At 68.8% G+C, this 26,093-nt stretch carries 21 protein-coding genes; 8 read left to right on the plus strand and 13 right to left on the minus strand.

From position 1 onward, the window contains the following. Positions 1–2: 2 nt before the first annotated feature. The 7 genes from ACX80L_RS10440 to ACX80L_RS10470 form a co-directional block, all read right to left on the minus strand. Entirely contained in the window at positions 3–1,028 is a 1,026-nt protein-coding gene (locus ACX80L_RS10440) for a gluconeogenesis factor YvcK family protein (protein WP_133081872.1), read from the minus strand. Next, the gene (gene rapZ, locus ACX80L_RS10445; RefSeq protein ID WP_459267845.1) at positions 1,028–1,927 is read right to left on the minus strand and encodes an RNase adapter RapZ; all 900 of its coding nucleotides are present in this window, start codon (positions 1,925–1,927) and stop codon (positions 1,028–1,030) included. The genes ACX80L_RS10440 and rapZ overlap by 1 nt, the downstream gene beginning before the upstream one ends. Before the next feature lie 101 nt (positions 1,928–2,028). Continuing rightward, positions 2,029–4,071: an excinuclease ABC subunit UvrC gene (gene uvrC / locus ACX80L_RS10450; protein ID WP_459289520.1), complete on the minus strand. Its 2,043-nt coding sequence runs from the start codon at positions 4,069–4,071 to the stop codon at positions 2,029–2,031. Between the two features lie 76 nt (positions 4,072–4,147). Further along, positions 4,148–4,816 (minus strand): lysophospholipid acyltransferase family protein, encoded by a 669-nt coding sequence (locus tag ACX80L_RS10455; protein WP_208741078.1) that lies wholly within the window; start codon positions 4,814–4,816, stop codon positions 4,148–4,150. Continuing rightward, on the minus strand, positions 4,803–5,459 hold the full coding sequence (locus ACX80L_RS10460; protein WP_244186300.1) for an HAD hydrolase-like protein: 657 nt from the start codon (positions 5,457–5,459) through the stop codon (positions 4,803–4,805). The genes ACX80L_RS10455 and ACX80L_RS10460 overlap by 14 nt, the downstream gene beginning before the upstream one ends. Positions 5,460–5,545: 86 nt before the next feature. After that, the gene (gene uvrA / locus ACX80L_RS10465) at positions 5,546–8,455 is read right to left on the minus strand and encodes an excinuclease ABC subunit UvrA (RefSeq protein ID WP_459267843.1); all 2,910 of its coding nucleotides are present in this window, start codon (positions 8,453–8,455) and stop codon (positions 5,546–5,548) included. Positions 8,456–8,540: 85 nt separating this feature from the next. Next, positions 8,541–8,918, minus strand: a complete 378-nt coding sequence (locus ACX80L_RS10470) for a GntR family transcriptional regulator (protein ID WP_459289521.1) — start codon at positions 8,916–8,918, stop codon at positions 8,541–8,543. A 108-nt stretch (positions 8,919–9,026) separates the two neighbouring features. Here ACX80L_RS10470 and ACX80L_RS10475 point away from each other — a divergent pair, with 108 nt between their 5' ends. Further along, positions 9,027–9,677, plus strand: a complete 651-nt coding sequence (locus ACX80L_RS10475; protein WP_133081866.1) for an MBL fold metallo-hydrolase — start codon at positions 9,027–9,029, stop codon at positions 9,675–9,677. A 40-nt stretch (positions 9,678–9,717) separates the two neighbouring features. On the opposite strand, the gene ACX80L_RS10480 is transcribed toward ACX80L_RS10475, so the two are convergent. Beyond that, a complete protein-coding gene (locus ACX80L_RS10480; protein ID WP_459289523.1) occupies positions 9,718–10,491 on the minus strand; it encodes a trans-aconitate 2-methyltransferase in 774 nt (257 codons plus the stop codon). Positions 10,492–10,542: 51 nt separating this feature from the next. Between ACX80L_RS10480 and ACX80L_RS10485 the strand changes: the two genes are divergently transcribed. The 3 genes from ACX80L_RS10485 (at position 10,543) to ACX80L_RS10495 (ending at position 15,092) form a co-directional block, all read left to right on the plus strand. Further along, the gene (locus ACX80L_RS10485) at positions 10,543–13,089 is read left to right on the plus strand and encodes a DEAD/DEAH box helicase (protein WP_208741071.1); all 2,547 of its coding nucleotides are present in this window, start codon (positions 10,543–10,545) and stop codon (positions 13,087–13,089) included. Positions 13,090–13,176: 87 nt separating this feature from the next. Beyond that, positions 13,177–13,653: a GNAT family N-acetyltransferase gene (locus ACX80L_RS10490; RefSeq protein WP_133081863.1), complete on the plus strand. Its 477-nt coding sequence runs from the start codon at positions 13,177–13,179 to the stop codon at positions 13,651–13,653. A gap of 173 nt (positions 13,654–13,826) precedes the next feature. Continuing rightward, positions 13,827–15,092, plus strand: coding sequence for an alpha/beta fold hydrolase (locus tag ACX80L_RS10495; protein WP_459289892.1), 1,266 nt, complete (start codon positions 13,827–13,829; stop codon positions 15,090–15,092). Between the two features lie 102 nt (positions 15,093–15,194). Here the strand turns inward: ACX80L_RS10495 and ACX80L_RS10500 are convergent, their stop codons facing one another. The 3 genes from ACX80L_RS10500 to coaE all read right to left on the minus strand — a co-directional run bounded on the left by ACX80L_RS10500 (position 15,195) and on the right by coaE (position 19,666). Next, positions 15,195–16,271, minus strand: a complete 1,077-nt coding sequence (locus ACX80L_RS10500; protein WP_133081862.1) for a TerC/Alx family metal homeostasis membrane protein — start codon at positions 16,269–16,271, stop codon at positions 15,195–15,197. Between the two features lie 260 nt (positions 16,272–16,531). Beyond that, entirely contained in the window at positions 16,532–18,607 is a 2,076-nt protein-coding gene (gene uvrB, locus ACX80L_RS10505; protein WP_133081861.1) for an excinuclease ABC subunit UvrB, read from the minus strand. A gap of 81 nt (positions 18,608–18,688) precedes the next feature. Then, entirely contained in the window at positions 18,689–19,666 is a 978-nt protein-coding gene (gene coaE, locus ACX80L_RS10510) for a dephospho-CoA kinase (protein WP_459289526.1), read from the minus strand. Between the two features lie 119 nt (positions 19,667–19,785). On the opposite strand from coaE, the gene ACX80L_RS10515 reads away from it, so the two are divergent. After that, positions 19,786–21,450 carry a RecQ family ATP-dependent DNA helicase gene (locus ACX80L_RS10515; protein ID WP_459289528.1) on the plus strand — a complete coding sequence of 555 codons (1,665 nt, stop codon included), beginning with the start codon at positions 19,786–19,788 and terminating at the stop codon, positions 21,448–21,450. A gap of 71 nt (positions 21,451–21,521) precedes the next feature. Here ACX80L_RS10515 and ACX80L_RS10520 read toward each other — a convergent pair whose 3' ends face one another. Continuing rightward, positions 21,522–21,860: a hypothetical protein gene (locus ACX80L_RS10520; protein WP_459289530.1), complete on the minus strand. Its 339-nt coding sequence runs from the start codon at positions 21,858–21,860 to the stop codon at positions 21,522–21,524. A gap of 240 nt (positions 21,861–22,100) precedes the next feature. Between ACX80L_RS10520 and ACX80L_RS10525 the strand changes: the two genes are divergently transcribed. The 3 genes from ACX80L_RS10525 to ACX80L_RS10535 are packed head-to-tail and all read left to right on the plus strand — an operon-like array spanning position 22,101 to position 24,395. Continuing rightward, positions 22,101–22,802, plus strand: a complete 702-nt coding sequence (locus ACX80L_RS10525; RefSeq protein ID WP_459289532.1) for a GAF and ANTAR domain-containing protein — start codon at positions 22,101–22,103, stop codon at positions 22,800–22,802. A 10-nt stretch (positions 22,803–22,812) separates the two neighbouring features. Then, a complete protein-coding gene (locus ACX80L_RS10530; RefSeq protein ID WP_459289534.1) occupies positions 22,813–23,226 on the plus strand; it encodes a hypothetical protein in 414 nt (137 codons plus the stop codon). An 11-nt stretch (positions 23,227–23,237) separates the two neighbouring features. After that, positions 23,238–24,395, plus strand: a complete 1,158-nt coding sequence (locus tag ACX80L_RS10535; protein ID WP_459289536.1) for a class I SAM-dependent methyltransferase — start codon at positions 23,238–23,240, stop codon at positions 24,393–24,395. Between the two features lie 142 nt (positions 24,396–24,537). Here ACX80L_RS10535 and rpsA read toward each other — a convergent pair whose 3' ends face one another. Beyond that, on the minus strand, positions 24,538–26,010 hold the full coding sequence (gene rpsA / locus ACX80L_RS10540; RefSeq protein WP_133081856.1) for a 30S ribosomal protein S1: 1,473 nt from the start codon (positions 26,008–26,010) through the stop codon (positions 24,538–24,540). Positions 26,011–26,093 lie beyond the last annotated feature (83 nt).

Raw genomic sequence — 26,093 nt, forward strand, 5'->3', positions numbered from 1 at the left:
TCCTAGTTCTCCCCGAACATGTCGTTGTAGGACGTCGCCAGCCGCAGGGGATCATGTACGGGCTTACCGGTCGAAACTCCCACTGTACCGAAGACCGCCCGTCCGCCCATTCCTGCGACGGCCCGCTCGAACTCCTCGCGGTCTGTTACCACCGCGGGGTCGGCGAGCACCACGTCGACGGTGAAATCCGGTGCGTAGCGGGAGATCACGCTGAGGTGGTCGACCGCGCTCATGCCCTGGGTCTCCTTGGTGTCGTTCGTGAGGTTCATGGTGAGGCACCGCTTGGCGGAGGTCCGGCACAGGGCGTCCCGGAGCTCGGGAAGCAGCAGGTGCGGCAGCACCGAGGTGTACCAGGACCCCGGCCCGAGGACCACCCAGTCGGCCAGCTCGATGGCTTCCAGGGCGTCCCTGCAGGCCGGTGCTGCTGCCGGGAGGAGGCGCACGTTGCTCACGTTGCCGGTGTCGGCGGCCACGGCCAGTCGGGCCTGTCCCGTCACGGTGGTCACGCGCAGGGACCCCTGCACCTCGCTGAGCAGGTCGCCCTCGATCGTCAGGGGCACGCTGGCCATCGGCAGGACCCTGCCCCGCGCGCCGAGCAGGGCGCCGGCCCACTGCAGGCCGGCGACCGGATCACCGAGGAGCTCCCACAGCGTGACGATCAGGAGGTTGCCCATGGCGTGGTCGTCGAGTGAGCCCTCGACGCCGTCCCGGGAGGTGAAGCGGTGCTGCATCACGTCACGCCACGTGCGCCCCCAGTCCGTGTCGTCGCAGAGCGCCGCGAGGGCCATCCGGAGGTCGCCCGGTGGCAGGACACCGAGTTCGCGGCGCAGCCGCCCCGAGGACCCGCCGTCGTCGGCAACGGTCACCACGGCGGTCAGTTCCTGGGTCAGGAGCCGCAGGGCGGACAGCGACGCCGACAGCCCGTGCCCGCCGCCGAGCGCGACGACGGACGGGCCGGGGCCCGGTCCGTCACCCTTCCTGCGGGCCGCGGGCGGGACGAGAGGGAGGGACCCGGAGAACAGGGCCACTACTCACGCCCGAGGTCTCGGTGGTGAGCAGCGACCTGCACGCCCGGCAGCTGGGCCAGGCGCTGTGCGATCTCCTCGGTCACGGCGACGGACCGGTGCTTGCCACCGGTGCAGCCGACCGCGATGGTGGCGTAGTGCTTGTTCTCGCGGCGGTAGCCGTCCAGGACCGGGACGAGGGCGTGGACGTACCGGTCGATGAAGTCACCGGCGCCCTGCGCGCCGAGCACGTAGTCGCGCACGGGCGCGTCGAGCCCGGTCTGGGGTCGCAGGACCGGCACCCAGTGCGGATTCGGGATGAAGCGGACGTCGGCCACGTAGTTGGCGTCCACCGGGAGGCCGTACTTGAAACCGAAGCTCATGACGTTGAGGCGGAGGACGATGGGGCCGGACTCGGAGAACAGCTCGGTCACACTCGTCGCGAGGGCGTGCACATTGAGCTCGCTCGTGTCGATCACGATGTCCGACGTGTGCTTCAGCTCCCTGAGCACGTCGCGCTCCGCCGCGATGCCGTCGAGGATCCGGCCGTCTGCCTGCAGCGGATGCGGCCGGCGACCCTGCTCGAACCGGCGCACCAGGACGGCGTCGTCGGCGTCGAGGAAGAGCACGCGGTAGCCGACCCCGGCCGCCCGCAGCCCGTCCAGCGATGCCTTGATGTCGTTGAAGAGCTCCTTGCCGCGGACGTCGATGACCACGGCGAGCTTGGGGATGGACTGCGGCGTCCGCGCCACGAGCTCCGTGAGCGTCGTGAGCATCTGCGGCGGGAGGTTCTCCACGACGTACCAGCCATGGTCCTCGAGCGCGTTCGCGGCCGTACTGCGTCCGGCCCCGGACATGCCGGTCACGACCAGCAGCTCGGACTGGGTGGGTTTGACCGGAGTCAGGCTCGTGGCCTCAGTCATCGTGGTGCGTCCGTTCCGGCTCGTCGGGGCAGCCCGGTATGGGGGCATGCCCTGGTGTGTGCGGTCTCAGCGGCGCGCCTGCGGCCGCGTCCTCAGCCTAGCTAATCTTCGATGATCTCGCCCGTGGTCATGTTCACGGCAGGGGCGGGCGCGTCGTCCGCGTCGACGGCGAGCGAGGTGCGGATGGTCTCGGCCAGGGCAGGGCCGACACCCGGTACCTCCACGAGTTCCTCGATGCTCGCGGCCCGGATCTTCTTGACCGAGCCGAAGTGCTTGAGCAGCGCCTTGCGCTTGGCCGGGCCGAGGCCCGCGATGTCGTCGAGGGCCGAGGCCGTCATCGACTTCCCGCGCTTCTGGCGGTGGAACGTGATGGCGAAGCGGTGTGCCTCGTCGCGGATGCGCTGCAGGAGGAACAGTCCCTCCGACGCGCGGGGAAGGATGACGGGGAACTCGCTGTCCTGGATCCACACCTCCTCGAGCCGCTTGGCGAGACCGATCACGAAGACGTCGTCGATGCCGAGGTCCGCGAGGGCCCGGGACGCGGCCGCCACCTGGGGAGGTCCGCCGTCGACGACGACGAGGCTGGGCGGGTACGCGAACCGGCTGCGCGGGATCGCCGTCGTGGTGTCGCGGATCGGTGCGCCCTGCTCGTCGACGGCGGGGTGCTCGAGGACCGATGCCTCGTCGTCGACCGGCGCGCTCTCCGGGTCGGGGGCCGCGGCGTCCCGGGTGTCGCCGGCCTTGGACGCGAGGTAGTTGCGGAACCGCCGGTAGATGACGTCGTACATGGAGGCGGTGTCGTCCCGGGCGGCGTCGCCCGTGATGGAGAACTTGCGGTACTCGGACTTCCGGGGCAGGCCGTCCTCGACGACGACCATCGAGGCCACCACGTTGGTTCCCTGCACGTGCGAGATGTCGAAGCACTCGATGCGCATCAGCGGCTGGGGCAGGTCGAGGGCCTCCTGCAGTTCCTGCAGGGCGGCCGACCGGGTGGTGATGTCGCCGGCCCTGCGGCTCTTGTGGAGACGCAGGGCGTCCGCGGCGTTCTGCTCCACGGTGCCCATGAGAGTGGCCTTGTCACCGCGCTGCGGGACCCGGACGTCGACCCGCGCGCCCCGGAGGCCGCGGAGCCATTCGAGCATCTGGTCGGAGTTGCTCGGCAGGACCGGGACGAGGACCTCTCGGGGGATCTGCTCGTTGCTGCTGTTGCCCTCGCCGTACACCTGCTGCAGCAGGTGCTCCACGAGGTCGGGTGTCTCCATGTCCTCGACCTTCTCGACGACCCAGCCGCGCTGGCCGCGGATGCGGCCTCCCCGAACGTGGAAGACCTGGGCGGCGGCCTCCAGTTCGTCCTCCTTCAGCGCGAAGATGTCGGCGTCGGTGTCCTCGCTGAGGACCACCGTGTTGCGTTCGAACACGCGGCGCAGGGCTGCGATGTCGTCGCGCAGGCGGGCAGCCGACTCGTAGTCGAGCTCGGCGACGGCCTCCGCCATCTTCTTCTCGAGTCCGGAGATGAACTTCTTCGCCTCGCCGGACATGAAGTCGCAGAAGTCCTCCGCGAGGGCCCTGTGGTCCTCGGGGGTGATCCGGCCCACGCACGGCGCCGAGCACTTGTCGATGTAGCCGAGCAGGCACGGCCTGCCGGTCCGTTCGGCGCGCTTGAAGACACCGGCGCTGCAGGTCCGGACGGGGAAGACCCGGATCATGGTGTCGACCGTCTCGCGGATGGCCTTCGCCGGGTAGAACGGGCCGAAGTAGCGGGTGTCCTTCTTCTTGTCCCCCCGCAGGACCTGCACGCGCGGGTACTTCTCCCCCATGGTGACGGCCAGGTACGGGTACGACTTGTCGTCCCGGAACATGACGTTGAACCGCGGGTCGAACTCCTTGATCCACGTGTACTCGAGCTGGAGCGCCTCGAGCTCGCTGCCGACGACGGTCCATTCGACGCTCGCGGCGGTGAAGACCATGGTGCGGGTCTTCGCGAGCAGCCCCTGGGGGTTGGCGAAGTAGGAGTTCAGCCGCGACCTGAGGTTCTTGGCCTTGCCCACGTAGATGACCCGGCCGTGCTCGTCGCGGAAGCGGTACACACCGGGATCGAGCGGTATCTCGCCTGTCTTGGGCCGGTATGTCACTGGGTTCGCCACGCCATTCATCCTAGGGCTGGACGGTGACATGCCCCGACCCCGGAGCGTCCTTTCCGCTGACCGCTGACGGGCGGGCCTAGTCGGTCGCGGGGCTCTGGTTGTAGTGCGGGACGCGCTCCTGGCCGGTGAGGGCGGCGATGCTGTCCATGATCGTGTCCGTCGCGCTGCGGCGTGCGGGCAGGGGGTGTCCGGGTCCGGTCTTCGCGAACACCAGGGGCTCGCCGATCCGCAGGGTGAAGTGCTGCGGGCGGACGCCCTTCTTCCCCGCCGGCTGCAGGGCGTCGGTGCCGAGGAGCCCGACCGGCACCACGGGCGCACCGGTGGTGAGCGCGAGCCAGCCGACGCCCGTCCTCCCCCGGTAGAGCCGGCCGTCGCGTGAGCGCGTGCCCTCGGGATAGATGCCGACACCGTCGCCCTGCTCCAGCAGGTCGAGGAGCGTCCGGAGCGCCTGCACGCTGGCGGCCTGCTGCCCGCGCTCCACGGGGATGGAGCCGACGCCCTCGAAGAACGACTTCATCAGGACGCCCTTCACGCCCGAGCCGGTAAAGTACTCCGCCTTGGCGAAGAACGCGACCGGTCGTGGCATCAGCGCCTGGACCAGCACGCTGTCGAGGAAGGACAGGTGGTTGGGCGCGACGATGAAAGGGCCGTCCTTCGGCACGTTGCCGAGTCCCTCGACGGTGGGCCGGCACAGCGTGCTGATCAGGCCGCGGGTCGTGCTGCGCGTCAGGTCATAGACCCCCACGGAGCACCTCCAGCAGGTCGTCGGCGGTGTGCACGACCGCGGCAGCTCCCGCGTCCTCCAGTTCGCCGGGTGCGGCGAAGCCCCACCCGACGCCGATGCAGGCGATCCCGTTGGCGGCCGCGCCCTCGACGTCGTGCCGGCGGTCGCCGACCATCACCGGCCGGAGGGCGTCGGACGCGTGTCGTTCGAGCGCCGCCCGGATGATCGGGGCCTTGCCGCCGACGGTCGCGGCCTCGTCGCGCGGGGATCCGTGGACGGAGGCGAAGAGATGCCGCAGGCCCTGCGCTTCGAGCAGTTCCTCGGCGAGCCACTCGGGCTTCTGGGTCGCCACGGCGACCACCGCTCCCGCGTCGGTCAGCGCCTCGACGCACCGTGCGATCCCCGGGTAGGGGCGGCTGCGTGCCATGCCGGTCGCGACGTAGCCCGCGCGGTAGGTCGCCATGACCTCCTGGACCCGGGACGCCGGGACCCCTGCGAGGGCGGTGAGGGAGTGGGCGAGCGGCGGCCCGACCATGGCCTGGAGGGCGTCGTCGTCGGGCTCGGGGAACCCGTGGCTCACCAGGGCCGAGCTGATGCCTCCGGTGATGGCCCCTGCCGGGTCGACGAGGGTGCCGTCGAGGTCGAAGAGTATCAGCGAATGCATATTTGCCACCGGGCAAGCTTGCCATAGCACCGGGAGGGCATGCATCATGCATGCCCTCCCGGGTATATCAGGCGTGCGGCAGGGCCCTATCCGACCTTGTCGAAGATCTCCTTCAGGAACGTCCCCGTGTAGCTCCGCTCATTGGTCGCCACCTGCTCCGGCGTGCCCGTGGCGATGATCTGACCGCCGCCAGAGCCGCCGTCCGGGCCGAGGTCGATCACCCAGTCGGCGCTCTTGATGACGTCGAGGTTGTGCTCGATGGTGATGACCGTGTTGCCCTTGTCCACCAGGCCCTGGAGGACCAGCAGGAGCTTGCGGATGTCCTCGAAGTGCAGGCCCGTCGTCGGCTCGTCCAGGACGTAGATGCTGCGGCCGTTGGACCGCTTCTGCAGTTCGCTCGCGAGCTTGACGCGCTGCGCCTCGCCGCCGGACAGCGTGGTGGCCGGCTGGCCGAGGCGGACGTAGCCCAGTCCGACCTCCACGAGGGTGTTGAGGTGCCGCGCGATGGGGCTGAAGGCCGCGAAGAACTCGGCCCCCTCCTCGATGGGCATGTCGAGCACGTCCGCGATGGTCTTGCCCTTGTAGTGCACCTCGAGCGTCTCCCGGTTGTACCGGGCCCCGTGGCAGACCTCGCACGGGACGTAGACGTCCGGCAGGAAGTTCATCTCGATCTTCAGTGTGCCGTCACCGGAGCACGCCTCGCAGCGGCCGCCCTTGACGTTGAACGAGAACCTGCCCGGCAGGTATCCGCGGACCTTCGCCTCCGTGGTCTCCGCGAAGAGCTTCCGGATGTTGTCGAACACGCCGGTGTACGTCGCCGGGTTCGAGCGCGGAGTGCGGCCGATGGGGCTCTGGTCGACGTGGATGACCTTGTCCAGGTGCTCCAGCCCGTCGATCCGCTTGTGCCGCCCGGCCACCTGCTTGGCACCGTTCAGCTTGTTCGCCAGCACCTTGTAGAGGATGTCGTTGACGAGCGTGGACTTGCCGGATCCGCTCACACCGGTGACGGCGGTGAGCACGCCGAGCGGGATCGTCGCGTCGACGTTCGTGAGATTGTGCTCGCGAGCGCCGACGACCTTCAGCTGGCGGGAACGGTCGATCTTCCGGCGTTTCTTCGGGATCTCGATCCTGCGCCGTCCCGAGAGGTAGTCGCCGGTCAGGGACTTCTCGTTGGTGAGCAGGTCCTCGAGCAGGCCCGAGTGGACCACTTCGCCGCCGTGCTCGCCGGCACCCGGTCCGATGTCGACGATCCAGTCGGCCTCGGCGATGGTGTCCTCGTCGTGCTCGACGACGATGAGCGTGTTGCCGAGGTTGCGCAGCCGGGTGAGCGTCTCGATGAGGCGGCGGTTGTCACGCTGGTGCAGGCCGATCGACGGCTCGTCGAGCACGTAGAGGACGCCGACGAGACCGGACCCGATCTGGGTGGCGAGGCGGATGCGCTGGGCCTCGCCGCCGGAGAGGGTGCCCGAGGCGCGCTCGAGGTTGAGGTATTCGAGACCGACGTCGAGGAGGAACGTCAGGCGCGCCTGGATCTCCTTGAGCACCTGGTTGGCGATCTGGGCCTCGCGGCCGGTCAGCACGAGGTTGTCGAGGAACTCGGCGCAGTCGCGCATCGGCATGGCCGAGACCTCGGCGATGGAGCGCCCGTTGATCAGCACGGACAGCGACGCCGGGTTCAGGCGTGCCCCGCCGCAGGTGGGGCACGGGATCTCCCGCATGTACTCCTCGTAGCGGTCCCGCGCGTTGTCGGACTCGGTCTCCGCGTGCTTGCGCTGGATGTACTGGATGGCGCCCTCGAAGCCCGTGCTGTACTTGCGCTCCCGCCCGAAGCGGTTCTTGTACTGCACCACGACCTTGTGGTCCTTGCCGTACAGGGCGGCCTCGCGGGCACGGTCCGGGAGCTTGCGCCACGGCGTGGTGATGTCGAACGTCAGCTCGGACGCGAGCCCTTCGAGCAGGCGGGTCCAGTACTCGAGCGTCGCGGTACCGAGCGACCACGGCGCGATGGCGCCCTCCGCGAGGCTCAGGTCCGGATTGGGGACCACGAGCTCCTCGTCGACCTCGAGCTTCGTCCCGATCCCCGTGCAGGCCGGGCAGGCGCCGAAGGGGTTGTTGAACGAGAACGAGCGCGGCTCGATCTCGTCGATGGCGAGCGGGTGCTCGTTCGGGCAGGCGAGGTGCTCGGAGAAGGCGTGGAGGCGCTTCTCGTCGTCCTCCGGGAGGTCCACGAACTCAGCGAGCACGCGACCGTCGGCGAGCTTGAGGGCCGTCTCGACGGAGTCGGTGAGGCGCTGCTGGATGCCGCCCTTGACGACGAGGCGGTCGATGATGACCTCGATGGTGTGCTTGTACTGCTTGCCCAGCTTCGGCGGGTCGCTCAGCTGGATGAGCTTGCCGTCCACCCGGGCGCGCGAATAGCCCTTCGCGGTGAGCTCCTGGAACAGGTCGACGAACTCGCCCTTGCGCGCCCGCACGACGGGAGCGAGGATCTGGAAGCGCGTGCCCTCGTCGAGCTCGAGCAGCTGGTCCACGATCTGCTGGGGGGTCTGCTTCGCCACCGGCTCGCCGCAGACCGGGCAGTGGGGGCGGCCGACACGCGCCCAGAGGAGCCGCATGTAGTCGTAGATCTCGGTGATGGTGCCGACGGTGGAACGCGGATTCTTGCTCGTGGACTTCTGGTCGATCGAGACGGCCGGCGAGAGCCCCTCGATGAAGTCGACGTCCGGCTTGTCCACCTGACCGAGGAACTGGCGTGCGTAGGCGGAGAGGGATTCGACGTAGCGTCGCTGGCCCTCCGCGAAGATGGTGTCGAAGGCGAGGGAGGACTTGCCCGAGCCGGAGAGGCCGGTGAAGACGATCATGGCGTCGCGCGGGAGGTCCAGGTCGACGTTCCGCAGGTTGTGCTCGCGGGCGCCCTTGACGATCAGCCGGGACAGGTCCTGGGGAGCGGGCTCCGGATTGTGGGCGTGCTGCTCGAGGGAATTTGCTATAGACACTCATCCACTGTAGGGGAAAAGGGCTTCGAAGACATATTCGAATTCCCTGTTTTCCGCACGGTTGCCGCGGCCTGCGGCGTGCCGTTCACGCTCGGCGCAATGCCGCCCTCGCGATGGCGACCGCATCGGACTCGGACAGCCCTGCGGAGTGCACCACCGCGGCGAATACATCGGCGGCGGCACCCACCTTCTGTCGAGCGGCGTCGCCCCCGGCCGTGACGGTGGTCCCCGCCCGCCCCTTCGTCTCCACGACGCCGGCGTGCTCCAGCTCGCGGTAGGCACGGGCGACGGTGTTGGCGGCGACGCCGAAGTGCGCTGCGAGCGCTCGGACCGGTGGCAGTCTCGTGCCGACGGCGGCCTCGCCCGAGTTGGCCGCGGCCAGGATCGCCTGCTTGATCTGCTCGAACGGCGGCACCGCGCTCTGTGGGTCCAGCGCCAGCCACCCGGGGATGCCCTGCTCCACGCCCTGTTCCTTCCACGGTACGGTGCCGCGGGGAACGTCTCGCGGTGTACTCGAACCCTACCCGCCGTGTCCGCGCGCCCGGTACGTGCGGATGCCTACACTGTGCTCATGACCGGCCCCCTGCACGACCTCGACGCAATGACCATCCGCCGCATCTCCGTGTCGGAGATGGACAACAACGTGTACCTGCTGACGTCGAAGTCCAGCGGCGCACAGGTGCTCATCGATGCCGCCGACGACGTCCCGGCGATCCTCGGGCTCCTCGCGGACGCGCAGGAGGACACGGACGCCGAGGCCCGGGTGGCCCTGATCATCACCACCCACTCGCACTGGGACCACGTACGGGCGCTGGCAGAGGTCAAGGAGGCCACGAAGGCCCGCACGGCTGCCGGCGAAGCGGACGTCCCGGACATCGCGGTACCGACCGAGGTGCCCCTCAGGCAAGGCGACGTCGGGTCCTTCGAGGGGTTCGATCTCGAGGCGATCTCCCTGCGCGGGCACACGCCCGGGTCCGTCGCGCTGCTGTACCGGGACCCCACCGGGCCTGCGCACCTCTTCACCGGTGATTCGCTGTTCCCCGGCGGGGTCGGGAACACGCAGGGCGATCCGCAGCGGTTCGCGTCGCTGTACGACGACGTCGTGACCCGCATCTTCGACCGCCTGCCGGACGACACCATCGTGCACCCCGGCCATGGCGGCGGGACGACCCTCGGGGCCGAGCGGGGCTCGCTGGCGGAGTGGAAGCAGCGCGGCTGGTAGCCGGCGGCAGGACGAGGCGGAGGACGAGGCGGGCGGCCCGTCAGCCGGCCCTGTGCCCGACGGCGAAGATCCGCCGGAAGCCGAACACCGTGCCGTGCTCGCCCCGGGGGTAGGCCTCCCGCAGGAGCGCGCCGTACCCGGCCTCGAACCCGGCGGCCTCATCGTCGGACAGTGCGTCCAGCACGGGCCGCAGGGCCGTGCCGCGCACCCAGTCGAGGACGGCGTCCTCCCCCGGGAGCACCTGCTCGTACGTCGTCTCCCACACGTCCGCCTCGAGTCCGGCGGCCAGGAGGACGCCGAGGTAGTCGATCGGCTCGCCGACGGCGTCGTCATGGCGGAGCACACCGCGCAGCCGTGACGCCCACTGCCCGCTGCCGGCATGGCTGCGCAGCAGGGCATGGGACGGCGCCGAGAAGTTACCGGGTACCTGCAGCGCGAGCCAGCCGCCGACCGGCAGCGCTGCGGCCCACCGGGCGAGAAGCCCCTGATGGCCCGGCACCCACTGGAGGGCGGCGTTCGTCACCAGGACGTCGTCGGCACCGGGTTCGTAGTTCCGCAGGTCGCCGAGCTGGAACCGCAGGTTCGGGAGCGCCGTCCTCCGCCGTGCGGCACCGACCATCTCCGCGCTGGAGTCGATCCCGACCACCTGCGCGGTGGGCCAGCGGCGTGCGAGGACCTCGGTCAGCTCCCCGGGCCCGCATCCGAGGTCGACGACGGAGCGTGGGGCCTCATGACCCACCCGCGCCAGGAGGTCGAGGAACGGCCGGCCGCGGTGGCCCGCATGCCGACCGTAGAGTCCCGGGTCCCAGCGCATGATCCACCCTAACTCCGCGGGCGACTCCCCCACCGGTAGGCTGAACGGATCATGAGGATCCAAGAGCACCTGCCCCGGCACGACGACGGCGACCTTCCCGCGGACGCGGTCTACGAGGCCTTCACGGGCTGGGCGACGGCGCGGGGCCTGACGCTCTACCCGGCGCAGGACGAGGCGGCGATGGAGCTCGTCTCGGGGAACAACGTCATCCTCGCGACGCCCACCGGCTCGGGGAAGTCCCTCGTCGCGATCGCAGCACACCTGAAGTCGTTCGCCGACGGGCGTACGAGTTACTACACGGCGCCGATCAAGGCGCTCGTCTCCGAGAAGTTCTTCGCGCTCTGTGACATCTTCGGCCCGGAGAACGTCGGGATGATCACGGGCGACTCCGGCGTGAACCAGGATGCCCCGATCATCTGCTGCACGGCCGAGATCCTCGCGAACCTCGCCCTGCGCGAGGGCGCGGCGGCCGACGTCGACACGGTGGTGATGGACGAGTTCCACTTCTACTCCGATCCCCAGCGCGGCTGGGCGTGGCAGGTGCCGCTGCTCGAACTGCCGCAGGCGCAGTTCCTCCTCATGTCCGCGACGCTCGGAGACGTCACGCGCTTCGAGAAGGACCTCACCGAGCGCACGGGGCGGGCGACGGCGACCGTGACCTCCGTCGAACGACCCATCCCGCTCCACTTCTACTATGTCGAGACGCCGGTGCAGGAGTCCCTCGAGGAACTGCTCTCCACCCGCCAGGCTCCGGTGTACGTGGTGCACTTCAGTCAGGCCGAAGCGATCGAGCGGGCGCAGAACCTGATGAGCGTCAACATCTGCACGCGGGAGGAGAAGGACCGCATCGCCGAGCTGATCGCGACGTTCCGGTTTTCCGCCGGCTTCGGGAAGACACTCAACCGGCTCGTGCGCCACGGCATCGGCGTGCACCATGCCGGGATGCTGCCGAAGTATCGGCGCCTGGTCGAGCAACTCGCCCAGGCCGGCCTGCTGAAGGTGATCTGTGGGACGGACACCCTCGGGGTCGGCATCAACGTGCCGATCCGCACGGTCCTCCTGACGGCGCTCAGCAAGTACGACGGCGTGCGCACGCGCCTGCTCAACGCCCGCGAGTTCCACCAGATCTCGGGCCGTGCCGGCCGCGCGGGCTACGACACGGCGGGGACCGTGGTCGTCCAGGCACCCGAGCACGTGGTCGAGAACGCCAAGGCCATGGCGAAGGCCGTCTCGAAGTTCGGCGACGACCAGAAGAAGCTGCGCCAGGTGGTCCGGAAGAAGCCGCAGCAGGGCTTCGTCTCGTGGGGGAAACCCACCTACGAGCGGCTCGTCGAAAGCATCCCGGATCCCCTGACGTCGTCCTTCTCGGTGAGCCATTCGATGCTGCTGAACCTGCTCGAGCGACCCGGTGATCCCTTCACGGCGACCAAACGGCTGCTGACCGAGAACCACGAGACGCGCGCTTCGCAGCTGCGGCTGATGCGCCGCGCGATCGGCATCTACCGCGAGCTCGTCACGGCCGGCATCGTCGAGAGGCTGCCCGAACCCGAGCCTGACGGGCGCCAGGTCCGCCTGAAGGTGCACCTCCAGGCGAACTTCGCACTGAACCAGCCCCTTTCCCCGTTCGCCCTCGCGAGCCTGGAACTCCTCGACCCCGAGGCTCCGGGCTACGCGCTCGACGTCGTGTCCGTCATCGAGGCGACGCTCGAGAAGCCGCGCCAGGTCCTCAACGCGCAGGAGAAGAAGGCACGCGGCGAGGCGGTGGCGGCCATGAAGGCCGAGGGGATCGACTACGACGCCCGCATGGCGCGGCTCGAGGAGGTCACCTACCCGAAGCCGCTCGAGGAACTGCTGCAGCAGGCCTTCGACGTGTACCGGGCCTCGGCGCCCTGGCTCGGCGACTTCGAACTCGCGCCGAAGTCCGTGGTCCGCGACATGTACGAGCGGGCCATGAGCTTCGGCGAGTACGTCGCCTTCTACGCGCTCACGCGGTCGGAGGGCATCCTCCTGCGCTATCTCGCCGACTGCTACAAGGCCCTGCGTCACACCGTGCCGGTCGAGGCCCTCCGGGAGGACCTCAGCGACATCCTGGAGTGGCTCGGTGAACTGGTGCGCCAGGTGGACAGCAGCCTCCTCGACGAATGGACCCAGCTCGCCGCCGGGATCGACGCGGGTGCCGCTGCGGCTGCCGCCGTCGACCTGCCGGAGGAACCACCCTCGGTGACGTCCAACGAGCGGGCCTTCCGCGTCATGGTCCGCAACGAGATGTTCCAGCGCGTCAAGCTCTTCGCCGACGAGCAGGACGAGGCCCTCGCTGCGCTCGACGCCGACTCGGGCTGGACCGCGGACCGGTGGGCGGACGCCATGGACGGGTACTTCGGGGACTACGAGGACATCGACGACGGCCCCGAGGCACGCGGCCCCGATCTGCTCCTCATCACGAAGGTCCCGGGCGCCTGGAAGGTGCGGCAGATCCTCAAGGACCCGGAGGGGAACAGGGACTGGGGCATCAATGCCGAGATCGACCTCGCGGCGTCCGACGAGGCCGGCAGCCCCGTGGTCCGGATCCTCGGTGTCGGGGCGCCCGTCGCTGCCTGACCCCGTTCTCGCCGCCCCTGTCCGCATCGCACAGCGGACACGATGGCCGCGGGCGGAGGGAGGCGGACGGATGGCTACGCTTGGAGCATGACTACCATTCGGGAGGCACGGCCGGCGGACGTCCCGGTCATCCTCCAGCTCATCCACGACCTCGCCCTCTACGAACGTGAGCCGGACGCGGTGAAGAACACGGCGGAATCCCTCGACGCCGCGCTGTTCGGGGACGCCCCCACGATCTACGCTCACGTTGCCGAGGCCCGGGGGGAGGTCCAGGGCTTCGCCCTCTGGTTCCTCAACTACTCCACGTGGGAGGGGGTCAACGGGATCTACCTCGAGGACCTCTACGTGCGGCCCGAGGCCCGGGGTGCCGGTCACGGCAAGGCCCTCCTCACCAACCTCGCGAAGCTCGCCGCGGAGCGGGGCTACGCTCGCGTCGAGTGGTCGGTGCTGGACTGGAACGAGCCGTCCATCCGCTTCTACGAGAGCCTCGGCGCCCGGGTGCAGTCTGGATGGAGCACCTTCCGGCTGACGGGCGACGCCCTCGCCGCGGTCGCCGCGTCATGAGCGAACGCGCCCTGCTGCACGACGACGACCACCGGGCCGACCCTGCAGCCGACCCTGCACCCGACCCTGCCGCCGGTCATGCAGCCGGTCATGCAGCCGACCAAGCAGCCAACCGAGCAGCCGGTCATGCGGCCGACCCTGCCGCCGAGCACACCGTCGGAAGGACGGCCGTCATGCGCGGGCTGCGCGCGACAGGCCACACATTCCGTGTGCCGCTCGACCACGCGGACCCGGCGTCGCCGTCCATCGAGGTGTTCGCGCGCGAGTACTCGTCCCTGGACCACGGCGACGACGAGGTCTCCCGTCTCCCCTGGCTGCTGTTCCTCCAGGGCGGACCCGGCGGGCGGGGGGTCCGCGCCACGCAACTGTCCGGGTGGCTGAAGTCCGCGGCCAGGGAGTTCCGGATCCTCATGCTGGACCAGCGGGGCACGGGGTTGTCCACCCCGGCCGACGCCATGACACTCGCGTCGCTGCCGACGCCCCAGGCCCGGGCGGACTACCTCACGCGTTTCCGTGCCGACTCGATCGTGGCGGACGCCGAGCTGATCCGCCACCGCCTGGGCAGCCCGCCCTGGACGGTGTTCGGGCAGAGCTACGGGGGCTTCTGCACACTCACCTATCTGTCGATCGCTCCCGAGGGAATGCAGCGCGCGCTCATCACGGGAGGCCTCGCACCCCTGTCCGGAGCGCCCGACGAGGTCTACCGGGCGACGTTCCGGCGGGTCGAGGAACGCAATGCCGAGTACTTCTCCTGGTACCCCGGGGACCGGGACCTCGTGACGCGGATCGCCCGCCACCTCGACGCCGTCGAGGAACACCTGCCGAGCGGCGAGCGGCTCACGGCGCGGCGCTTCCAGATGGTCGGTTCGTTCCTCGGTGGCAACACGCGGGTCCACGGCCTCCACTACCTGCTCGAGGACGCCTTCACACAGACCGCGGACGGGCCCCGCCTGTCCGCGACCTTCCTCGAGCAGGTCTCCGGCATCGTGAGCAGGGCGTCCCAGCCGCTTTACGCCCTCCTGCACGAATCGATCTACTGCCAGGGCGCCGCCTCCTCCTGGGCCGCGCAGCGCGTCCTCGAGGAGTACCCGCAGTTCCGCGAGGACGCCGACGCCACCCTCCTCACCGGCGAGATGATCTACGACTGGTACTTCGAGGAGGATCCCGCGCTGCGGCCGCTGCAGGCCGTGGCAGGGATCCTCGCGGAGAAGGATGACTGGGGCAGGCTCTACGACGCCGACGTCCTGGCGACCAACACGATCCCGGCCGCGGCCGCGGTCTACCGGCACGACATCTACGTCGATCGGGAGCTCTCCCTGGCGACGGCAGCTGCCGTCCGGAACCTCGAGGTCTGGGAGACGGACGAGTTCCACCACGACGGGATCGCCGACGACGGCGAGGGCATCTTCGAGCGGCTGCTCTCGATGACCCGGCGGTAGCGCCGCCGGTCGACAACGAGCGACGCCGAACGACGAGGGACCCCGCACATCGTGCGGGGTCCCTCGTCGTCCGGAGGCTCGAGGAGCCTCCGTCAGGCGGTGCTAGTGGCGGGGGTTCTTGGTCCCTGCCTCGTCGGCTGCCTCGTCGAGTCCCTCGTCGACCGCGGGGGAGGACTCTTCCTCGACACCGTCGCGCGCTTCGTTGCCCTCGATGACCCTCGAGCGGATGAGGCTCGCGATCACGGCGATGATGATCGTGGCCACGATGACGGCCAGCGACACGAACGTCGGGATCTCGGGCGCCCACTCGATGTGCTCACCGTTGTTGATGAACGGCAGCTCGTTGACGTGCATGGCGTGCAGGATGAGCTTCACGCCGATGAAGGCGAGGATCACGGACAGTGCGTGCTTCAGGTAGATGAGGCGCGTCATCAGGCCGCCGAGCAGGAAGTAGAGCTGACGCAGGCCCATGAGGGCGAAGATGTTCGCCGTGAAGACGATGAACGCGCTCTGCGTGAGGCCGAAGATGGCCGGGATGGAGTCGACGGCGAAGAGCAGGTCGGTCAGTCCGATCGTCACGAAGACGATGAGCATCGGGGTGAAGACCTTCTTGCCGTCGACGACGGTGCGCACCTTGTTGCCGTCGTAGGACTCGGACATCGGGAGGACTGACTTGAGCTTCGAGATCAGCTTGTTGTCGCCCGCGTGCTCCTCGTCCTCGCCGGAGTCGGTGGCCTGCTTGTAGGCCGTGTACAGCAGGAAGGCGCCGAAGATGTAGAAGATCCAGCTGAAGTTCTCGATGACGGCCGCACCCAGGGCGATGAAGATGCCGCGCAGGATCAGGGCGATGATGATACCCACCATGAGCACTTCCTGCTGGTACTTCCTGGGTACGGAGAAGCGCGCCATGATGATGATGAAGACGAACAGGTTGTCGATACTCAGGCTGTACTCGGTGATCCAGCCGGCCACGAACTGGCCTCCGTACTCCGGCCCCGTGAAGACGAACATCAGCGCCGCGAACACGAGGGCGAGCCCCACGTAGAAGGCCACCCACAGTCCGGCCTCCTTCATGGAGGGCTCGTGCGGTCGCTTGACCACGAGCAGCAGATCGAACAGCAGGATGATCCCGAGCACGACGAACGTGCCGATCTCAAACCAGACGGGTAACGCGGGCATGGAGTACCTTCCGGAGGGTGCGGTGAATGGCCGTAAGTCTCTCCGCCGCGGCTCGACGCCGACCGACCGCTACGCCCGGCCGAGCGACGATGCTCAGCGTGTTGACGTCCGTAGCGCTTGGGATACTCCCCTACGTTCGGTCCATGGTACCCGCGGAGCGGGAAAGCCGACGACTAATCACCACAGGATGACCACTCGCCGGCTTCCTTGACGTGCCTCCGCCGCTCGTCCAGCGCCGTCCCGCGCGACTGCCCGCAGGATCAGGCGTGGCCTGCGGACTGCATCTGACGGAGCTCCTTCTTCAGGTCACCCACCTCGTCGCGCAGGCGCCCGGCCAGTTCGAACTGCAGCTCGGCCGCAGCGGCATGCATCTGGTCGGTGAGCTGCTGGATCAGGTCCGTGAGGTCCTCGGCGGGGACCGAGGCCAGCCCCTCGTGGCGGCCCGCGCCCTTCTTCGGCTTCCGGTTCTTGCCCGCTTCCTCGAGCAGGGCGCGCGTATCGGCGTCCTCGCGGTTGATCGTGTCCGTGATGTCCGCGATCCGCTTCCGCAGCGGCGTCGGATCGATGCCGTGCTCGAGGTTGTGCGCGACCTGGATGGCCCGGCGCCGGTTCGTCTCGTCGATCGCGCGTTCCATGGAATCCGTGATGCGGTCGGCGTACATGTGGACCTCGCCGGACACGTTACGGGCAGCACGGCCGATGGTCTGGATCAGGGAGGTGGTGCTCCTCAGGAAGCCCTCCTTGTCGGCGTCGAGGATGCTCACGAGCGACACCTCCGGAAGATCGAGGCCTTCTCGGAGCAGATTGATGCCGACGAGGACGTCGAAGGTGCCCATGCGCAGTTCGCGCAGCAGTTCCACGCGCCGCAGGGTATCGACGTCGGAGTGCAGGTACTCCACCTTCACTCCGTGCTCCAGGAGGTACCCGGTGAGGTCCTCGGCCATGCGCTTCGTGAGGGTGGTGACGAGCACGCGCTCGTTGATCTCGACGCGCTTGCGGATCTCGCCGAGCAGATCGTCGATCTGTCCCTTGGTCGGCTTGACCACTACCTCGGGATCCACGAGGCCGGTAGGACGGATGATCTGCTGCACGAAGCCATCGGCCTTGCCGAGCTCGTACTTGCCCGGGGTGGCGGACAGGTACACCGTCTGGCCGATGCGCTCCAGGAATTCGTCCCACTTCAAAGGCCGGTTGTCCATCGCCGACGGCAGGCGGAAGCCGTGATCGACGAGGGTCCGCTTGCGGGAGGAGTCGCCCTCGTACATGGCGCCGATCTGCGGGATGGTCACGTGCGACTCATCGACGACCAGGAGGAAGTCGTCCGGGAAGTAGTCGAGCAGGCAGTGGGGCGCAGAGGCCGGGTCCCGGCCGTCGATGTGGCGCGAGTAGTTCTCGATGCCGTTGCAGAAGCCCATCTGCTGCATCATCTCGAGGTCGTAGGTGACGCGCATGCGGAGCCGCTGCGCCTCGACGAGCTTGTTCTGGGACTCGAGTTCCGCGAGCCGGACCTGCAGCTCGTCCTCGATGTCCTTGATGGCCCGCGTCATGCGGTCAGGGCCGGCGACATAGTGCGAGGCGGGGAAGACGTACATCTCCTCCTCCTCGCGGATCACGTTGCCGGTCAGGGGATCGAGCGTGTAGATGTTCTCGACCTCGTCGCCGAAGAACTCGATCCGCAGCGCGTGCTCCTCGTACATCGGGATGATCTCGACCGTGTCGCCGCGCACCCGGAACGTGCCCCGGTGGAAGTCCATGTCGTTGCGCGTGTACTGCATGCCGACGAACTGCCGCAGCAGTTCGTCACGGTTCATCTGGTCGCCCCGGCGCAGCGTGACCATCTTGTTGATGTATTCCTCGGGCGTTCCCAGGCCGTAGATGCAGGAGACGGTCGCGACCACGATCACGTCGCGGCGCGTCAGCAGCGCGTTGGTGGCGGAGTGACGGAGGCGCTCCACCTCCTCGTTGATGGAGGAGTCCTTCTCGATGAAGGTGTCCGTCTGCGGGACGTAGGCCTCGGGCTGGTAGTAGTCGTAGTAGGAGACGAAGTACTCGACCGCGTTGTTGGGCAGGAGCTCCCGGAACTCGTTCGCGAGCTGTGCGGCGAGGGTCTTGTTCTGCACCATCACCAGCGTGGGGCGCTGCACCTGCTCGATGAGCCAGGCGGTGGTCGCACTCTTGCCGGTACCGGTGGCGCCGAGCAGGACGACGTCCTTCTCGCCCGCGTTGATGCGCTCGGCCAGTTCCCGGATGGCGGTGGGCTGGTCACCCGCCGGCTGGTACTCGCTGATGACCTCGAAGGGTGCCACGACACGCTTGATATCCTGCGCAAGACTCATGGCTTAACGGTAGCCCCTTGCTGTGACACTTCTCCTCGGATCTGCTCGCGGCTGAACCCCGCCGACGGCTGGGCCGGAGGCTCAGGCGGGAGCGGGAGGAGCGGTCACGACCACCGTGACGTCGGTGGCCGGATCGGCCCAGCGGTGTGTCGCGAACGGACCGCCCGCGCCCGGCGGGGCAGCCGCTCCGACTCGCGGGAAGCCGGCGGCGGCGATGGCGCCGGAGAGGGCGTCGAACTCCTCCCCCGCCCCTGGCAGCACGGACACGGCGGCGGCGGAGACGTCGTCGGGCGGGTGGCGGGCAGCGCCACGGCGGGATTCCACGATCGAGGCGGCGGACGAGGCCGGGAGCGCGGCCCGGAGCTTCGCCGCGATCCGGCGGCTGAGTCCGCTCGTGCCGGGCAGCCCCGCTTCCGCGGGCTGGACGTTCGCTCCGGGCTCATGTCCGCCGGCGTCCAGGGTGTCCCGGAAGGGCAGGACGCGCTGGTGCCACAGGGTATCCGTGGCCGCGAGGAGGTCGGCGAGCCCGCGGTCGTTGGCCAGGACGGCGTCCGCCTCGCGGAGCCGGTCCGCGCGCGACACCTGCGCTGCCATGCGCTGTTCCGCGTCCTCGCGCCGCATGCCCCGCTGATCGACCATCCGCTGGAGCCGGAGCTCGTCCGGGGCGTCGACGACGACGACGAGGTGGAAGCGGGACGCCTGCCCCGTCTCCACGAGGAGCGGGATGTCCTCGACCACGACGGCACCGGCCGGCGCTCCGTCGATCAGCCTCGCCGCCCCCGCACGTACCCGCGGATGCACGATGGCATTGAGGCGTTCGCGCGCGCCGTCGTCGGCGAACACGAGGCGGCCCAGGGCGGGCCGGTCCAGTGCACCGTCGGGCGTCAGCAACCCCGTCCCGAAGGCGGCCACGATCTCGGCGAGGCCTTCGGAACCGGGTTCCACGGCAGCACGGGCGAGGAGGTCGGCGTCGACGACCACGGCGCCGAGCTCCGCGAAGCGGCGGGCCACCACGGATTTCCCCGCGGCGATGCCCCCTGTCAGTCCGATGCGCAGCATGAGGCAAGACTAGTCGTGCCTCTCCGCCCAGCTGTCAAGAAGCAGCGGCGCACGCTTCCGGGGCGGAAGTGTCAGTGCCCCGAAATACGCTAAGGGGACTTACCTTTTCGAGGAGGACCGTGACCGTCACCCTGCAGGATCTCAAGGAAACCGCTGCTTCCACCTTCGGCTGGGACCTTCGCCCCGGCCAGAAGCGGGCCATGGAGGCGGTGCTCGATGGGCACAGCATTCTCTGCGTGATGCCGACAGGGAGCGGCAAATCGGCCATCTACCAGGTTCCAGCGCTCGCGATGCCGGGCGTCGCCGTCGTGGTCTCCCCGCTGATCGCACTGCAGCACGACCAGGCGGACGCGATCAACGAGAGCGCCGGCGCCACCCGCGCCCACGTGATCAACTCGGGGAGAAAGAAGAGCGAGATCGAGGCGGCCTGGGCGGCAGCGGCGGACGACGACGAGTCCTCGCGGGCGAAGTTCCTCTTCCTCGCACCGGAGCAGGTCGCACGCGACGAGGTGGCCGCCCGACTGCGCTCGCTCGACGTCTCCCTCGTCGTCGTCGACGAGGCGCACTGCGTCTCGTCCTGGGGCCACGACTTCCGGCCCGACTATCTTCAACTCGGCCACCTCGTCCGAGACCTCAATGTTCCCGTCGTCGCCCTGACCGCGACCGCCTCCCACCCCGTGCAGAGGGAGATCGTGGACAGGCTGCACCTGAAGGATCCGGTCGTCCTGGCGGAGGGGTTCGACCGCCCGAACCTCTTCCTCGACGTCGTGCACCACGTCGAGGGAGACGCCAAGCAGCGGGCCGTCCGCGATCAGGTCCTCGGGCTCGAGGGTCCGGGGCTCGTGTACGTCGCGACGAAGAAGGCCGCCGACAGGCTCTCCTCCGAGCTGCAGGAGCGAGGGCGGCGTGCGGACGTCTACCACGCCGGGCGGGTGAAGAAGGAGCGCGAAGCGGTGCACGAGGGATTCCTCGACGGGTCCGTCGACATCGTGGTGGCGACGACGGCCTTCGGGATGGGCATCGACAAACCCGACGTGCGCTTCGTCGTCCATGCGGACGTCTCGGATTCCCTGGACAGCTACTACCAGGAGATTGGCCGCGGCGGACGCGACGGACTCGACGCGCAGGCGACCCTGCACTACCGCCCGGAGGACCTGTCCCTGCGACGTTTCTTCGCCGCGAAGTCCGTCAACCGGAAGCAACTCCGCGAATTGTTCCTGCTCCTCGCCGCGCAGGAGAAGCCGGTGAAGATGAAGAAACTCAAAGAGCTGTCGGACCTGTCCCCCCGGAAACTCAGCGGGCTCCTCAACCTGCTCGAAGGGTCCGAGAGCATTAGGGACGGCGTCAAGGGCTATCGCGCCAGGAGGGTGCCCGCCGATGACGCCGTCAGGAGGGCCGTCGAGTATGCGGAGAACCGTGAGCGGATCGACGAGTCCCGCATCGAGATGGCCCGTCGCTATGCCGAGACGAAGGGGTGCCGCCGCCAGTTCCTGCTCTCCTATTTCGGGGAGGAACTCCCCGGGCCGTGCGGCAACTGCGGCAACTGCGCCCGGGAGGATCTTGCGGCCGATCCGGCTTCCACCGGGGAGAAGCCGATGCCCGACGTGGACGTGCCGTTCGACGTCGACACCGACGTGGAGCATCCCGAATGGGGTCACGGGACGGTGATGGGTTACGAGGAGGGCATCGTCACGGTGCTGTTCGACTCGGTGGGCTACAAGACCCTGTCGGTAGGGCTCGTGGAGGAAAAGGGCCTGCTGACCGCCGGGCCGGCCGCCGGATGACGCGGACGGTCCGGCGGCAGCAGCAATGCCGCCGGCTGTGCAGGGCGGTGGAGCGCCCCGCAGGGCTGCGACTAGCGGGGCTGGGCGGGGTTCGTCGGATCGCCCTCTGAGGGCGGGTTGATCGGCGGGCCGGACGTCGCCGGACTGACCGGCGATCCGCCCGCCGTGCTGCTCACCTCGGGTGTCGAGGTGCCCGCTCCCTCGGACAGTTCGGCACCGCCCTGCACTGCCTCCAGGCGCTGCTGCAGGACGAGTTTCACGGGAAGGCGGTTCCCGTGCGCCTCCTCGTAGTCGATCAGCGCGCGCAGGCCTCCCTCGTCGAGGCCCGTGATGCGCGTGGGCAGGGTGCCGAGCGGGATGTGGTCGTAGTCGGGCAACGGTAGTGCGTCATGGCCTGATGATCCGGTCACGTCAACTCCTAGGCTCATTGGGAAGCATGCTTAGTAAAGCCACCCTAGGCACGGGAGCGACCGACGGGCAAGCAGCTCTTGGGTGCGTCGGAGCAGTGGCAGGACGCCACCGGTCGTCCTCCCTACGCCCTCCGCGGGCCGGTGGAACAGCGCATGGAGACCGGGCCGCCGTGTGTATCCTGATACTTTGTATCCCATCCGAACGACTGTGGTGCCGAGGCTGGAACTGTGACTTCTCCGATGGAAGAGCTGACTGTGGTCTTCGCCAGACTCAAGGGCCTCCTGCTCACCGAAGGCAAGGCCGGACGAGCGGTCGAGGACCTTGCCGAGGCCGTGAAGAAGTCGATCCCGGGTTCGCTCGGTGCGGGTGTGTCCCTGATGGACGACCAGGGCCGCAAGCGCAGCACCGGTTACACCGACGACGTGGTTGCCGCCGCCGATGCCCTGCAGTACGAACTGGGTCAGGGCCCCTGCCTGACGGCATGGGCCGCGGAGACGACCGTGCAGATCGACGACGTCGTATCCGATGACCGATGGCCGCTCTGGCGGAAGGCGGTCGCGGACCTCCCGTTGCGTTCGACCCTCAGCACCGTCCTCGTGCACGACGGCAGGAGCATCGGCGCCCTCAAGGTCTATTCACCCCTCCCGTCCGCCTTCTCGGCCCAGGACCGCAAGCAGCTGGCCCTCCTCGCCTCCCCGGTGGCCACACTGCTGGGCAGCGCCCAACCGGACAGCGCACCCGCGGCAGCGAGCAGGGCGCTGCAGGCCGCGCTCGGCACCCGGGACCTCATCCACACCGCCCGGGGCATCCTGATGGAACGGCACGGACTGGACGCCGACTCGGCGCTGCGCAGCATGCTGTCGGAAGCATCGACGACGAAGACGGACCTGCGGGCCGTAGCCCTCTCCGTCATCGACGGCACCGCCGGTAGCTCGCACTAAGGCGTAGCCCGTGGAGAACCATCCAGATCACGAATATCAGCGGATCCACCTCCTCCGGGCGATCCGCCATGCGCAGATCGAGGCCAGTGAGCTCTGGCTGCACTACTTCGGCCTGGGCGGAGACGCCGGCGAGTACGAGGTCGAGGCCTACCTCCACGGCTCCTTCACCCTGCCGCCGCTCCAGCGGGACCTCCTCGCCCACGCGGCCAACGAACTGATCGACCGCCTCCCTCCACCGCCCCGCGCCCCCTACAGCACCGATCCCGCCGAGGACGGGGAGCAGCCCGACGGAGACGCGTCCCTGCAGGCGGGCGGGGGTGGCCATGAGGGAACGGCTCTCGACTGGCTCTTCAAGCCGAGGGCCGGCACGGAACCGGAGGCGGACAGCAACGACTCCGACTCCGGTTCTGCCACCGAACCCTGAGCGGACCTAGGATGGTGCGGGTGACTCCGTTCAGCCCCGACCGCCTGCGCCGCCGCCCCGACATCGAGTCCGCGGAGCTGGTCGCCGTCGACGCGGCGGACCGTCTGCTGCTCGACACCGCTGCGGACCGTCTCGCGCTCGGGGGCGGCGTCGCGACGATCAACGACTCCTACGGGGCCCTCACCCTGGGTGCTGTCGGACTATCGGGCGGAACGCCGATCCGGGTGTTCCAGGACGGCGTGGTCCACGAGCGGGCACTCGCCCTGAACGCCGCCGACGCCGGCATGGCGGACACCTACCGGCCCTGCCCCCTGGACGGCTCGCTGCTCGACGGCGTCACGACCGTCCTGCTGCGCCTCCCGCGATCGCTCGACGAACTCGACGAGATCGCCTGGACCATCGCCACGCACGGAGCACCGGACGTACAGGTGATCGCCGGAGGCAGGCTCAAACACATGTCCGTCTCCATGAATGCCGTGCTCGGCCGGTACTTCGGGGACGTCACGGCCGGCCTGGCCCGCCAGAAGTCGCGTGTCCTCCGGGCAGCGGAGCCCCGCCCCACGTCCACGTCCACTTTCCCCCGGGCTGCGAGGTTCGACGTCGGCCTCGACCGTCCCCTGGAACTGCGCGCCTACGGCGCGACCTTCGGTGGAGCCGCGCTGGACCCGGGGACCCAGCTCCTGCTCCCCCACCTGCGCGGTCTGGCCGACGCCCTGCCGGACGATCTCCACGCCGGGAAGGTCATCGATCTGGGCTGCGGGAACGGCGCCATCTCCGCCTACCTCGCCCTGACCCACCCGGACCTCGAGGTGCACGCCACGGACCAGTCGGCCTCGGCGACCGCCTCGACGGCCGCAACCGCGGCGGCCAACGGTGTGGCCGACCGGGTCAGGGTGAGCAGGGACGACGCGCTGTCCGCCCTACCCGACGCCTCGGCGGGCGTGATCGTCCTCAACCCGCCGTTCCATACCGGCAGTACGGTGCATACCGGCGTCGCCCATCGCCTTTTCGACGCCTGCGCCCGTGTCCTGGTCCCGGGGGGCGAGCTGTGGACCGTGTGGAACGGCCATCTCCGCTACCGCCCCGTCCTCGAACGGACCGTCGGCCCGACCCGGCAACTCGACCGCTCCCCCCGCTTCACGGTCACCCGGTCGACGCGGAGGGTATGACCGCTACCGGCGCGCGGATCTCCCGCGGCTCTCCACCGTTCCGCAACCACCTGGTCTCCGCGGATGGGGGTGGCATGGGATGAAGGAAGGCCCCCGTCCGGTGGACGGGGGCCTTCCTCAATCTCAGCTGTAGCGCGGCAGCTTACGCTCCGGTCAGCTTCTCACGCAGTGCTGCGAGTGCCTCGTCGGAGGCGAGCGTGCCGGATCCGGTGTCGGCGGCGACGGGCTCCGAGGAGTAGCTCGTCGCGTTCGACTCGACAGGCTCGTTCGCTGCAGCGGCGTCGTCGGACGCGTGCTGGACGACCTGCTTCTTGTGGGCCTCCCAACGTGACTGGGCCTCCGCGTACTGGGCCTCCCAGGCCGCACGCTGCGTCTCGTAGCCCTCGAGCCATTCGTTCGACTCGGGGTCGAAGCCCTCGGGGTACTTGTAGTTGCCCTCTTCGTCGTACTCGGCGGCCATACCGTAGAGCGCCGGATCGAACTCGGTGCTGTCGGCGTCGACGCCCTCGTTGGCCTGCTTGAGGCTGAGGGAGATCCGGCGACGCTCGAGGTCGATGTCGATGACCTTGACGAAGAGCTCGTCGCCGACGGAGACGACCTGCTCGGCCAGTTCGACGTGGCGGACTGCGAGCTCCGAGATGTGCACGAGGCCTTCGATGCCGTCCTCGACGCGAACGAACGCACCGAAGGGAACGAGCTTGGTGACCTTGCCGGGAACGACCTGGCCCAGCGCGTGCGTACGGGCGAAGGTCTGCCAGGGATCTTCCTGCGTGGCCTTCAGCGAGAGTGAGACACGCTCGCGGTCCAGGTCGACCTCGAGGACCTCGACGGTGACTTCCTGGCCGACCTCGACAACCTCGGACGGGTGATCGATGTGCTTCCAGGAGAGCTCGGAGACGTGGACGAGACCGTCGACGCCGCCGAGGTCCACGAACGCACCGAAGTTGACGATCGAGGAGACGACGCCCGGACGGACCTGGCCCTTCTCGAGCTTGTTGAGGAACGTGGAACGGACCTCGGACTGGGTCTGCTCGAGCCAGGCACGACGCGACAGCACGACGTTGTTGCGGTTCTTGTCGAGCTCGATGATCTTCGCTTCGATCTGCTGGCCGATGTACGGAGCCAGGTCGCGGACGCGACGCATCTCGACGAGGGACGCGGGCAGGAAGCCGCGCAGGCCGATGTCCAGGATGAGGCCACCCTTGACGACCTCGATGACGGTACCGGTGACGACGCCGTCTTCTTCCTTGACCTTCTCGATGTCGCCCCAGGCACGCTCGTACTGAGCGCGCTTCTTGGAGAGGATCAGGCGGCCTTCTTTGTCTTCCTTGGTGAGAACCAGAGCCTCGACCTGATCGCCCACGGAGACGACGTCCCCGGGATCGACGTCGTGCTTGATGGAAAGCTCGCGGGAAGGAATGACACCCTCGGTCTTGTAACCGATGTCGAGCAGGACCTCGTCGCGGTCGACCTTGACGACCGTACCCTCGACGAGATCTCCGTCGTTGAAGTACTTGATGGTGGCGTCGATCGCTGCGAGGAAGTCCTCAGCGGTGCCGATGTCGTTGATGGCGACGACGGGGGCACCTTGCTTCTCGGTGGTGGTGATGGTCATGTAGTTGGGGCTCCGTTGTGGATGTTTACTTGCTCCGGTCAGGACGGACACCGCGATTCCAGCTGGGCCGGGCGCGGGTTCCG

It is taken from the genome of Arthrobacter sp. MDT1-48-3 (genome assembly GCF_054511015.1).